The organism is Sporolactobacillus sp. STSJ-5, assembly GCF_024385605.1.
GTDB lineage: Bacteria > Bacillota > Bacilli > Bacillales > Sporolactobacillaceae > Sporolactobacillus.
In genome coordinates this window covers 1-11236 of sequence record NZ_JANFOJ010000009.1, presented here as the reverse complement: position 1 = coordinate 11236, position 11236 = coordinate 1, and the positions used below count along the sequence as shown (strand labels likewise).

General features: G+C 40.8%; 10 protein-coding genes, 2 pseudogenes and 1 riboswitch. Of the genes and pseudogenes, 8 read left to right on the top strand and 4 right to left on the bottom strand.

Translation table 11 applies throughout. The annotated features are described in order from the left end of the window. Nucleotides 1-132 precede the first annotated feature (132 nt). Nucleotides 133-270, top strand: a riboswitch (FMN riboswitch). Between the two features lie 139 nt (nt 271-409). Genes ribD through ribH form a run of 4 tightly spaced genes read left to right on the top strand, consistent with a single transcriptional unit; the run spans nt 410 to nt 3756 of the window. Beyond that, nucleotides 410-1468 (top strand): bifunctional diaminohydroxyphosphoribosylaminopyrimidine deaminase/5-amino-6-(5-phosphoribosylamino)uracil reductase RibD, encoded by a 1059-nt coding sequence (gene ribD / locus NOM01_RS09930; RefSeq protein WP_255748359.1) that lies wholly within the window; start codon nt 410-412, stop codon nt 1466-1468. Next, a complete protein-coding gene (locus NOM01_RS09925) occupies nt 1468-2094 on the top strand; it encodes a riboflavin synthase (RefSeq protein ID WP_255748358.1) in 627 nt (208 codons plus the stop codon). Before ribD ends, NOM01_RS09925 begins: the two co-directional genes overlap by 1 nt. Next, nucleotides 2087-3289 (top strand): GTP cyclohydrolase II, encoded by a 1203-nt coding sequence (ribA, locus tag NOM01_RS09920; RefSeq protein ID WP_255748357.1) that lies wholly within the window; start codon nt 2087-2089, stop codon nt 3287-3289. The genes NOM01_RS09925 and ribA overlap by 8 nt, the downstream gene beginning before the upstream one ends. Continuing rightward, on the top strand, nt 3289-3756 hold the full coding sequence (ribH, locus tag NOM01_RS09915) for a 6,7-dimethyl-8-ribityllumazine synthase (RefSeq protein ID WP_255748356.1): 468 nt from the start codon (nt 3289-3291) through the stop codon (nt 3754-3756). Before ribA ends, ribH begins: the two co-directional genes overlap by 1 nt. Before the next feature lie 114 nt (nt 3757-3870). On the opposite strand, the gene NOM01_RS09910 is transcribed toward ribH, so the two are convergent. Together NOM01_RS09910 and NOM01_RS09905 are read right to left on the bottom strand one after the other, a co-directional pair. Beyond that, entirely contained in the window at nt 3871-4542 is a 672-nt protein-coding gene (locus NOM01_RS09910) for a type 1 glutamine amidotransferase (protein ID WP_255748355.1), read from the bottom strand. Nucleotides 4543-4668: 126 nt separating this feature from the next. After that, a pseudogene (locus NOM01_RS09905) lies at nt 4669-4815 on the bottom strand (FMN-binding negative transcriptional regulator); the annotation flags it as partial. 141 nt (nt 4816-4956) lie between these two features. Between NOM01_RS09905 and NOM01_RS09900 the strand changes: the two are divergent. Further along, nucleotides 4957-6357, top strand: coding sequence for an IS4 family transposase (locus NOM01_RS09900; protein WP_255748354.1), 1401 nt, complete (start codon nt 4957-4959; stop codon nt 6355-6357). A 63-nt stretch (nt 6358-6420) separates the two neighbouring features. Here the strand turns inward: NOM01_RS09900 and NOM01_RS09895 are convergent. Both NOM01_RS09895 and NOM01_RS09890 read right to left on the bottom strand, forming a co-directional pair. Further along, nucleotides 6421-6891: pseudogene (locus NOM01_RS09895) on the bottom strand (FMN-binding negative transcriptional regulator); the annotation flags it as partial. Between the two features lie 90 nt (nt 6892-6981). Further along, entirely contained in the window at nt 6982-7632 is a 651-nt protein-coding gene (locus NOM01_RS09890) for a YczE/YyaS/YitT family protein (RefSeq protein WP_255748353.1), read from the bottom strand. Nucleotides 7633-7748: 116 nt separating this feature from the next. Between NOM01_RS09890 and NOM01_RS09885 the strand changes: the two genes are divergently transcribed. The 3 genes from NOM01_RS09885 to NOM01_RS09875 all read left to right on the top strand — a co-directional run bounded on the left by NOM01_RS09885 (nt 7749) and on the right by NOM01_RS09875 (nt 10797). Further along, a complete protein-coding gene (locus NOM01_RS09885) occupies nt 7749-8201 on the top strand; it encodes a MarR family winged helix-turn-helix transcriptional regulator (protein WP_255748419.1) in 453 nt (150 codons plus the stop codon). Nucleotides 8202-8226: 25 nt separating this feature from the next. Next, nucleotides 8227-8745: a spermidine/spermine N(1)-acetyltransferase gene (gene paiA / locus NOM01_RS09880; protein ID WP_255748352.1), complete on the top strand. Its 519-nt coding sequence runs from the start codon at nt 8227-8229 to the stop codon at nt 8743-8745. A gap of 180 nt (nt 8746-8925) precedes the next feature. After that, nucleotides 8926-10797, top strand: coding sequence for a heavy metal translocating P-type ATPase (locus NOM01_RS09875; protein ID WP_255748351.1), 1872 nt, complete (start codon nt 8926-8928; stop codon nt 10795-10797). Nucleotides 10798-11236 lie beyond the last annotated feature (439 nt).

Genomic DNA, 11236 nt, shown 5'->3' with positions numbered 1-11236 from the left:
ATTATGTCTCTTGCCGAAACTATTGAAAGTCAAGATCATGCACGATCATGCGCAATCCGTAATGCACATTTGAAAAAGCTAACGAGTAGACAGATCAAATGTAATGATTTAGTATTACTTAGTAAAGTTGAATATATTCTTCGGGGCAGGGTGTAATTCCCGACCGACGGTAATAAGCAAGTAAGCTTAAAGTCCGTGACCCGCAAGTTTGCGGTGGATCTAGTGAGAGTCTAGAGCCGACAGTTAAAGTCTGGATGGGAGAAGAATTTAGTATTATTACAATTCTAACTAGGATTGTATCTTTTTTGCTATGGTCTAGTTAGAAAATAATAAAACTAAGTTTAGTTTGTGTTGCCCCGTAGGTTACTACGGGGCTTTTTGCATCTTTAAAAGAAAGGGGGACGTGCAAATGGATGAACGGTTCATGAAAAAAGCAATTGAGCTGGCTAAAAAAGGTGGTCGAAACACGTATAGAAATCCACGAGTAGGTGCCGTTATTGTGAAAAATAATCGCATTATTGCAACCGGCTATCATGCTAAATTTGGTGAAAAACATGCGGAAAGAATGGCCATTGATCATTGCGCTCACCCCGAAGAACTGCACGATTCAACTTTATATGTCACTTTAGAACCCTGTACACATTACGGAAAACAACCGCCGTGTGTGCAAGCGATTATTGACAGTGGGATTAAGCGCGTGGTCATTGGCCAACTTGACCCTAATCCGATTGTTGCTCATAAAGGTGCAGCAATCTTAAAAGCACATCAGATTGACGTGAAAATTAATTGTCTCACGAGTGAGGCCGAATCACTAAATAAGCACTATAACTATTTTTATCGGCATAAGAAACCGTATATTGTGTTGAAACAAGCCCTTAGTTTAGATGGAAAAATAGCAGCTGAACAAGGTAAAAGAACGGCGATTACTGGTAAACGGGCGAATCAATTTGTGCATGAAGAGCGACTAGGCTATCAAGCGATTCTAGTCGGAAGTGGAACGGTTTTAGCAGACAATCCTATCTTATTGCCCAGTGAAAACAGTGACTATCCACCCATTCGAATAATCTTAGACAGAAGCGGGAAGACGTTGCATTTTGAAGCGTTTAAATTATTTGAGCATCCAGAGCCGATTTGGATTTTTACGAGAAGTGCATTACAAGAAGAGGCACCCGATCATGTGAGAATTATCCAAACGGATGATTTCTCAATACCAAAGATTGTGGATGATATTGGCCAGCAAGGGGTGCAATCCATCTATGTTGAAGGCGGGGCGCAGATTCATCATGAATTTCTGCAGGCGCATTGTTATGAGGAAGTTATTACTTATATCGCCCCTAAGTTAATTGGCGGTATCGGTTTATCAGCGTTTTCTGGCAACGGAATGATCGATCGTGAAACTAATTTGACCTTCAAAAGTATCGAACGTGTTGGTGAGGATTTACGAATTGTCAGTGAGAAGGTGAAGTAATGTTTACAGGGTTAATTCAAACGGTCGGGAAAATAAAACGGATGAATAAGCAGCAACATCACATCAAGTTGACGGTATCCGTAGAAGATACGGATCGATTAAACGGTTTCAAAATTGGCGACAGCATGGCAATTAACGGTGTTTGTTTAACGGCAACCACTGTTGAAAAGGACAGCTTTTCAGTTGATGTTATGCCGGCGACCTTTCAGAAAACGACTTTTTCGCAAATGAAAGAGGGCACTTTAGTTAATTTAGAGCGCGCAATGTCTCCAAATGATCGATTTGAAGGGCATATCGTCTCTGGGCATGTTGATCGAACCACTCGATTAATTCAAAAAATGAAGTACGAAAACTCACTTAAATTAACCTTTTATTACCCACCAGAACTACAAGGTGAAATTGTTCCACAAGGTTCAATTGCGATCAATGGTACGAGTTTGACGGTTGATGATGTCAAACCGGGAACCTTTGCCGTATCTTTGATCCCTCATTCTTTAGAAAATACGAATTTTGACCGTTTAGTAAAAGGCGATTACGTCAATTTGGAGACCGATGTAGTCGGTAAATATGTGAAGTCACTATTGAGAACGACAATTCATTTAAACGAGGAAGGGTATCATGCGTGAAGAAAAGATCATACATGCGGTTGAAGCGTTAAAAGCAGGTAAGTTAATCATTGTTGCTGATGATGACACTAGAGAAGCTGAAGGCGATTTAATCGGGTTATCGCGTAAAGTGACACCCGAAGCGGTTAATTTTATGACCAAAAACGCTCGAGGATTACTCTGTGTGCCCGTAACAAAGCGGGTTGCACAACGGTTAGATTTACATGCGATGACTGCTAAAAATTCCGATGCCTTTGGAACAGCTTTTACAATCAGTGTCGATCATAAAGATACGACTACAGGCATTTCAGCATTTGACCGAGCGAAAACGATAAAGGCGCTCGCTGATCCGACTAGTGAGCCAAGCGACTTTTTACGCCCGGGACATATTTTTCCGCTAGTTGCTGAAAATGCGGGCGTTTTGAAAAGAAGAGGCCATACGGAAGCATCGGTTGATTTAGCAAGACTGGCTCATGAAGAGTCCGCTTATATTTGTGAAATTCTAAAAGAAGATGGCAAAATGGCGAGAACGGCTGACTTAAAAACGTTGGCTCAGAAATGGCAACTCGATTTTATAACTATTGCCGAGTTAAGTGACTATTTAACGCATCAAAATAAGTCCGCCGATGTCACAGTTAAATTACCTACTAAATACGGTGAATTTAAATTATCGCTCTACCTTGACCATGAAGGAAAAGAACAGTTGGTCCTGTCAATGGGCGACTTAAAGAAGAGCAAGGAACCCCCTTTGATTCGCGTTCATTCAGAATGTTTGACTGGAGATGTATTTGGTTCGCATCGCTGTGACTGCGGCGAACAATTAGATCAAGCAATGAAACAAATTGCTGAAGCGAAAACGGGCGCCGTTTTATATTTACGTCAAGAAGGCAGGGGAATTGGCCTACGAAATAAGCTAAAAGCATACAAACTTCAAGAAGAAGGCATGGATACCTATGAAGCGAACGTCGCTTTAGGATTCTTACCTGATGAACGACACTATGAGCAAGCGGCATGGCTATTAAAAAATGAAGGGGTTTCAAAAATTAAGTTACTCACCAATAATCCGGAAAAGATAACAGAGCTGCAGCAACATCATATTGAAGTTGTCGAACGTGTACCACTCGAAACAACGGTTTATCAAGAAAATAAGCATTATTTAAAGACGAAGCAAGAAAAATTTCATCACATGTTATCACGAGAAAAGGGGATTAAATAATGACTGTTTATGAAGGAAAATATCAAGGAGAACATGTCAAGGTTGCCATTACCATTGCTCGTTTTAATGAATTGATCACATCAAAATTACTTGCAGGTGCTAAGGATAATTTGATAAGACACGGCGTTGATGCGAAGAACATCGATGTTTACTGGGTACCGGGTGCCTTTGAATTACCGTTTATCACCAAAAAAGTAGTAGCCACTCAAAAATATGATGGGGTCATTACTTTAGGTGCTGTCATTCGTGGTGCAACCACACATTATGAACTCGTAAGTAATGAAGTAGCCAAAGGCGTAGCGCAAATCGAATTAAATTCGGATATACCCGTCATGTTTGGCGTACTGACCACAGAAACGATTGAACAGGCAATTGAACGCGCAGGTACGAAGAGTGGAAACAAGGGGAGTGAAGCGGCGCAAGGATTACTTGAAATGGTATCGCTAAATGAATTGATCGCAAAATAAAAAATCCTGAAGGGCTGCAGGATTTCTATCATTGGTTTTCAGCTGATGTTTTTAACGCTTTTTCCTATCGGATTTTTGAGGAGTTACTTCAACGAGGAGTAGCTCTTTTTAAATTTATTTGTTCTTCACTAGGTAGTCTAGAAGTCTGAATAAAACCGTTTTGTTTTGTTCAGGAATACCAAAGTCGGTTATTTCCTCAGCGCTTTGCACGAATTGTGAGTGGTCAATATAATCTCCGTCATGGGTGAGTAATCCCTGAATACTAGTAGGGGTCATTTCCAGATGAAATTGCAAGCCAATCACTTTTTCACTGTAGATAAATCCCTGATTTTGACATGCCGCGCTGCTAACTAATCGTTCAGCTCGATCGGGAAGTTCAAATTGCTCCCCGTGCCAGTGAAAAACAGTCAGTTCCTCAGGTACAAACGGTAACCTTGAAGAAACAGAACGTATCGGATGCCAGCCTACCTCTTTATCCCCCTGAATAACAGAGGCTCCTAATGCTTTAGCAATTTGTTGAGCACCTAAACAGACGCCAAATACAGGTTTATTCTCGGAAATGGTCTTACAGATTAATTGGCGCTCTTCTTCAATCCAATGTTTATCCCGGTCATTTGCACTCATTGGTCCGCCGAGTATGATCAGAAATTCAAGATCATCGATCTGCGGTATTGAGGGATTTTCATAAAGTTTATGCACGCGAAAGGTATGGCCCTTGCTATTGCCCCATTCTTCAATAGATGCGAGCCCCTCAAAAGGAACGTGCTTCACTACGTCAATGTTCATGTCATCACCCACTTTATCGATTTTGCAATCCGTCAATCATGCCTTGTTTTGCTTTGTACATTGAAAAAGGTAGTTTTTAGGTGAGGTAGAGAAAGGGCTTGTAAAGTCAAGAACTCACTTGCCTCTTTATTCTAAGCTTTCTTTCATAAGTTGAGCAATTTTTTGGCTGTATTCACTTGTTGATTGTTTTAATTGCCGAATAACACCTTCGAGACGTTCCGTTGAATGATTCTGGCTCAATTTTGCTTTAGCTTCGATTTTGTTAATCTTAACTCAAATTTCGGAGTTAAAAAAAGCGCTTAATCCCTTGTCGGATCTAAGTTTAGGCCAAAATGTTTATCGATAAAATACAAAAAACACCCTTTTCTTTGGTAAAATAAAGGTATCACACCAACCCAAAGAAAGGATGTTTCTGTGTCTACCATTTTACCAAACTCCAAAGAAAAAGAAAATGAAAAATCAAATTCTCGTATGCTGCAATTTTTTACGCAAGCAAAGATTGGAACGTTCCTACATCAAGCCAATATTCATAAGGCTAAAGGATTTTCGCCGCGTTTGATCGTGCAATTCATCTTCACACTTGTTCTACATGGTATGGGCTTTTCTAGAGCGCTTGAATCCGATCGCCTTCCAAAGGATTTCGAAAAGGATACGGTTTATGCATTCTTAAAAAGTCCTACCTACAACTGGCGTAAATTTCTCGCCAGTGTTGGCTCATATCTTATCGCGAAATTCTTACTCCCCTTAACTTCTGATGATCGTGATCGTGTGCTCATCTTTGATGATTCTTTGTTCAGCCGTAATCGCAGTAAGGCGGTCGAACTGCTTGCCAAAGTGAAGGACCACACAACGGGAAGGTATTTTAAGGGATTTCGTATGCTCACACTCGGCTGGTCAGATGGTGGATCTTTTATGCCGCTTGCTTTTTCGTTGCTGAGTTCAAAAAATGATAAAAATCGTTACCAGGATATCAATTCCAGTATAGATAAGCGAACGGTTGGTTATCGGAGACGTCAAGAGGCAACGAAAAAGAGTACCGAGACGATGTTCGATCTTCTTGATTCCATCAACCCCAAAAGGCTTGGTGCGAAAACAGTTCTTTTTGATAGCTGGTTCGCTTATCCGGCCATCTTATCGAAAATCGTGAAAAACTACTCGCTGCATGCCGTGTGTATGATCAAGAACTCACCTAAGATCCACTACACCTTTGAAGATCAGAAATACACATTAAGCCAGCTGTACAAAAAGGTTCGCAAAAAACGAGGACGTGCCAAAATTCTTGCCAGCATTGTTGTTGGTCTTGGCCACGATGACGAAAATGGTCATGAAATCCAAGCACGAATTGTATTCGTTCGTGATCGCAACCGTTCCAGGAAGTGGCTTGCCCTTTTAACAACCAACCTTGAGCACACAGAAGAGGATGCAGTGAGAATCTATGGTAAACGCTGGGCCATCGAGTGTTTTTTCAAAGTGGCCAAATCCAACCTGTGGTTGGCCAAAGAATTTCAGTGCCGCAGCTATGATTCAATGACTGCACACACAACCATTGTTTTTCTCCGTTATATGATGCTTTCTCTAAGCGTGCGCGAAGAAGAGGATCCTAGAACGATCGGGCAGCTATTCTTCTTGTGCTGTGATGAAATGGAAGATCTTCGATTTGCGCAGGTGTTGATGACGATCTTGGAACTATTAGGGTCAACCATGGCAGAAGAATACCTGCTTACGGATGAGCAAATAAACAACTTCTTTGAGCGATTTTTCAACAAGTTGCCTGATTATTTACGAAATCCATTACTTCAAATAGGTGCAGCATGATAATGAAACTGTTCTCAGCCCTTTAATACCAAGTATTGAAGACTATTTTTCTTGTCCGAAACTTGAGATCTTAATTTTAAAGCCCACAATCCCTTTCGTCATTCCTTCAAGAAATCGCACGTCCACTTGATCATACTTATAGGAACTTTTTCGATCTTCATACTTCAGTACTAAATCGCGTAAGGTATTCATTAACTCCGTGCCTTCAAGAATCTCGACTTTTCCGTATACATGAACAGCAACGTAATTCCATGTTGGAACCGCCCGATCAGTTTCGTACCAAGAAGGGGAGATATAGCAGTGTGGACCTTGGAAAACGGCTAGCACTTCCTGTTCTACTATGTCTGTCCACTGCTTATTGGCCCGTGCAAGATGCCCATACAGGCAGTTTCCATCTTCATTTATTGTCAAGGGGAGGTGTGTTGCATAGGGATGCCCCTTGTGTTGGGAAAAGAGTGTAGCGAAGCCATTTTCTTTGATTAGACGATGGATCGTAGTTTTATCATCAATTTGAAACTGCTTTGGTAGATACATCGAATCCCTCCTTCATTTACTAAATTTGAATCTGTTTATCTTAAATTATATTAGCATGTCTATTGATATTTAATAAGACACAATTATGCATCATTTCTTTCGGGACGTGCGTGCACCTTGGTTTTCATATTTTCTTGACGAAACGTTGTTTTTTGTGAGATCTATTATTTTTTTGGTTAGTGACATGAAGTAATTGAGTATTGGTCCTCCTAAACAAACCGTTAACAAAGTTCCGCTACCAATTGGTCCATTTAGAATGATTGCGATAATCAAGAATAAGAGGTAAATCAATGTTCTTGCAAAAAATATATTTGTTTGCGTTAATTCTTTTATAATTAATGTTAATCGGTCAATTGGAATTGGTGCAAAATTTGTATGTAAATAGATGGCGGTTCCTAGTCCTATAGCAACTAAACCAATTCCAAAACAAACTGCTTTGCTGTACCAGTACGCCGGTGCTGGCAAATGGTGCAATAAAAAGAGCCACATATCAATACCCATCCCTGTTATAAAGGATGTTAACAACCCAAAGATTTCTGGTTTTCGTCTGATTAATATGGAATTCAAACTGATTAATAGTAAAGCGATTATAATTTCCCAACTTCCTACGGTCAGTCCCACATTTTGGGATAGTCCCACCAATAGGGCATCAAAAGGTGAAACGCCAAGATTTGATTGTATTGTGAAAGAAATACCAAGCGTTACGATTAAAAGGCCTAATACGAAAAAAATAAATTTCACTTTATTCCCCCTCATTAAAATTGTCTTATTATTGCATTTACAACAAAATTAAGTTAAATTTAATATAAACCCTTATTGTTGTGTTTACAACAAAAAATATGACAAAGGAGTTCATGATGAAGGAAATTCTTCGTGAAATTGGCATGATAGCCAGGGCACTCGATTCAATAAGTAATATAGAATTTAAAGAATATGGACTGACAAAAGGACAGTATTTGTACCTTGTGCGAATATGTGAAAACCCGGGAATCATTCAAGAAAAGTTGGCTGAGATGATAAAAGTGGATCGAACAACAGCAGCTCGTGCTATTCAAAAGCTTGAAATGAATGGCTTTATTGAAAAAAAAGACGATAAAGAGAATAAGAAAATAAAAAAACTCTTTCCAAAAAAGAAAGGGAAAAACATTTATCCGATTATAAAACGAGAAAATGACTATTCCAATGGCGTTTCATTAGCCGGATATTCTGAAACAGAGGTGGAGACTATTTTCAATCTCCTTCAAAGAGTAAGGAAAAATATAGAAAAAGATTGGGAATTCGTAAAAAAGGGAAACAAGAGAAATTATTGATGTAAAAAAGGAGCGCCATTTTAAAATGACTATAAGTATCAGCAAGTGCTGCCGTGAAGATTTACCAATACTCCAAGAAATAAGTATTGAAACTTTTGACCAAACATTTAGGGATCAGAATTCCCCTGAAACGATGAAAGCCTATTTAGAAAGAGCTTTTAATGCGAAACAGCTGGAAAAAGAATTGTCTGACCCCTCTTCAGAATTTTTTTTCATCTACTTCAATCAGGAACTTGCTGGCTATTTAAAGATCAATACCGATGATGCCCAATCTGAAAAAATGGGCGATGAATCACTTGAAATAGAGAGGATTTATATAAGACGCACGTTTCAAAGAAAAGGACTTGGAAAATATCTAATTAATCAAGCGTTGGATATGGCCCGCAGTCAAAACAAAACAATGGTCTGGCTAGGTGTTTGGGAAAAGAATGAGAAGGCAATTGCCTTTTATAAGAAAATTGGTTTTGTTCAAAATGGCGCTCACTCTTTTTATATGGGTGATGAGGAACAAACTGATCTTATAATGAAAAAACACTTGTTTTAACAATATTTTGGCGAGATGTCTCCCGCTTCAAGCTTTGCGAGAAGCTAAGCGGTACGCGCGAACTTCAGGAATGAAATCGAATCATTTAATTTACAATAAATCGTTACTTCTTGACAGCGGTCAATTTTATATCCTTGGTCTTCGTTTATCCTTGAGTTATAAAAAGGAGGGGGAGGCTGTATGAACGTCCAGAAATGGGTACAGAAACATAACCAACACATCACCTATTTGACCGGTGCATTGATTGTCCTCGGCTTTTTAAGTAAAGGACTTTTTCAATGGGAATTAGGTTATACGGCGACCTTTATCGCGGCTACACTTGTCGGCTTTTTACCGGTTTTGATTCATGCATGGCAGGCCTTGAGCGTTAAGGTCATCAGCATCGAATTGTTAGTCAGTATCGCTGTGATCGGTGCCCTTTTCATTGGTGAATATAACGAATCGGCGATCGTTGTCTTTCTGTTTTTGTTCGGGAGTTATCTGGAGCAGAAAACCTTGCAGAAAACGCGCAACTCAATTAAAACCCTGACTGAAATGGCTCCGACGAAAGCTTGGGTTTATCAAGAGAATGGTCAGGTGCAGGAAACGGATAGTGATGAAGTCAATGAGGGTGATGAGCTCTTAGTGAAGACGGGTGCACAGGTCCCGGTGGATGGGGTGATCACCTCAGGTCACGGCTATCTGAATGAAGCCAGTGTCACGGGCGAATCGCGGGTTGTTGATAAGTCAGTGGGCGCGACCGTTTTTGCCGGGACTCTTTTAGACAATGGAACGTTACGCATTAAGGCAACTCGTGTGGGTGAGGATACCACATTCGGTAAGATCATTGAATTGATTGAAGAAGCTCAGGATACGAAATCACATGCGGAAAAGTTTATTGATCATTTTGCCCGCTACTATACGCCAGCCGTTCTCTTATTGGGAATAATTGTCTGGGGGATCACGCAGGACATCCGTCTGGCCATCACAATCTTAGTCCTGGGTTGCCCGGGGGCCTTAGTGATCGGTGCTCCGGTATCCAATGTCGCCGGTATCGGTAATGGCGCAAAACGCGGCGTTCTGATCAAAGGCGGCGAGATCATGAATACGTTCAGTAAGGTGGATACGTTAGTCTTTGACAAAACGGGCACGCTAACGAAAGGACAGACTGAGCTCGTAGAAATGAATGCCATGCCTGGTCAGCAACGCGGGTTAGCCTATACAGCTGCTATTGAAAAGGAATCCGATCACCCACTTGGTCGGGCGATCTTAGCCTATGCCGAGGCGCATGCTATTGATTACAGTCATCTGAAGGTGACGCAAACCAAAGTGGTTAAGGGTAAGGGAATCCGGGCAGTTGTGGAAAACCAGACCGTCCTGGTTGGTAATCGTAACCTGTTAACTGAAGCCGGGGTTCAACTGAACCATGAACAGGAACGAAAATTAACTGAGATGGAAGAGAAAGGAATATCCACCGTTTTAGTTGCGGTCGATCAGCAACTGGCGCTTATGCTTGGTATCGCCGATACGCCAAGAGACGGGGTTAAAGCAGCTTTAGCAGCGTTAAAAACAATGGGCATCAAAAGAATGGTTATGCTGACGGGTGACAATGTGCGGACTGCGCAGGCGATTAGCCAGCAACTTGGTATTGATGAAGTTCATGCAGAGCTGTTGCCGGAAGATAAAGTGGGTTATGTAGAAAAGTTGAAGAAGGCGGGTCATACGGTCGCTTTCATCGGGGATGGTGTCAATGACAGCCCCTCCCTTGCCTCGGCACATATTGGCATTGCCATGGGCAGCGGGACCGATGTTGCGGTGGAAACCTCAGATATTGTTTTAATGAAGTCCAGATTTACCGAACTTGTCCATGCTTATGGATTAACGAAGAAAACGGTAAAAAATATGAAAGAAAATATTATTATTGCCATTGCTACCGTTGCGTTCTTATTGATTGGTCTGATCTTTGGCTATATTTATATGGCGAGCGGCATGTTCGTCCATGAAGTCAGCATTTTAGTGGTCATCATGAACGGGATGCGTTTGTTAAGCTACCACAAGAAGCATGCTGCATAACATGTTGCTCTTTCTGTCTATTATTTCTAACACTGGGGCCCAATCTTAGAAATAAACGGAAAAATTCCGCTTAATTAGAAAATGAATGAAAAAATCGCTTAAATAGACGGAGAAAGTCCGCTTATCGAATCAAAAAACGTGAAAATGGAGGGTTTTTCTGTGCATAAGCGGAAAAATTACCCTTATGTACCTGTAAAACAAGCGCCAGGATGCATATAACCGGAAAATCTCCGCTTATTTGCATCCTGGCCGCGTTACTTAATTAAGGATCAAAATGATTTATTAGAAAACTTGCCGATTGGCAAGCCTTGGCGCAGACAGAGGCTTAGTTGCACTTACACTCGTTTCCTTGAATCTTTAATTTTTTTATACTTTTTTATCAGTGTTAGAAAACTTGGCTTCGCCAGAGGCTTGGCGAAGCCAAGTTTTCTAACAGGTA

Bases quoted from the DNA above. Each gene is read 5' to 3' on its own strand.
- ribD (WP_255748359.1), top strand. From the start codon at position 410: ATGGATGAACGGTTCATGAAAAAAGCAATTGAGCTGGCTAAAAAAGGT.
- NOM01_RS09925 (WP_255748358.1), top strand. From the start codon at position 1,468: ATGTTTACAGGGTTAATTCAAACGGTCGGGAAAATAAAACGGATGAAT.
- ribA (WP_255748357.1), top strand. From the start codon at position 2,087: ATGCGTGAAGAAAAGATCATACATGCGGTTGAAGCGTTAAAAGCAGGT.
- ribH (WP_255748356.1), top strand. From the start codon at position 3,289: ATGACTGTTTATGAAGGAAAATATCAAGGAGAACATGTCAAGGTTGCC.
- NOM01_RS09910 (WP_255748355.1), bottom strand. From the start codon at position 4,542: ATGAACATTGACGTAGTGAAGCACGTTCCTTTTGAGGGGCTCGCATCT.
- NOM01_RS09885 (WP_255748419.1), top strand. From the start codon at position 7,749: ATGAAGGAAATTCTTCGTGAAATTGGCATGATAGCCAGGGCACTCGAT.
- paiA (WP_255748352.1), top strand. From the start codon at position 8,227: ATGACTATAAGTATCAGCAAGTGCTGCCGTGAAGATTTACCAATACTC.
- NOM01_RS09875 (WP_255748351.1), top strand. From the start codon at position 8,926: ATGAACGTCCAGAAATGGGTACAGAAACATAACCAACACATCACCTAT.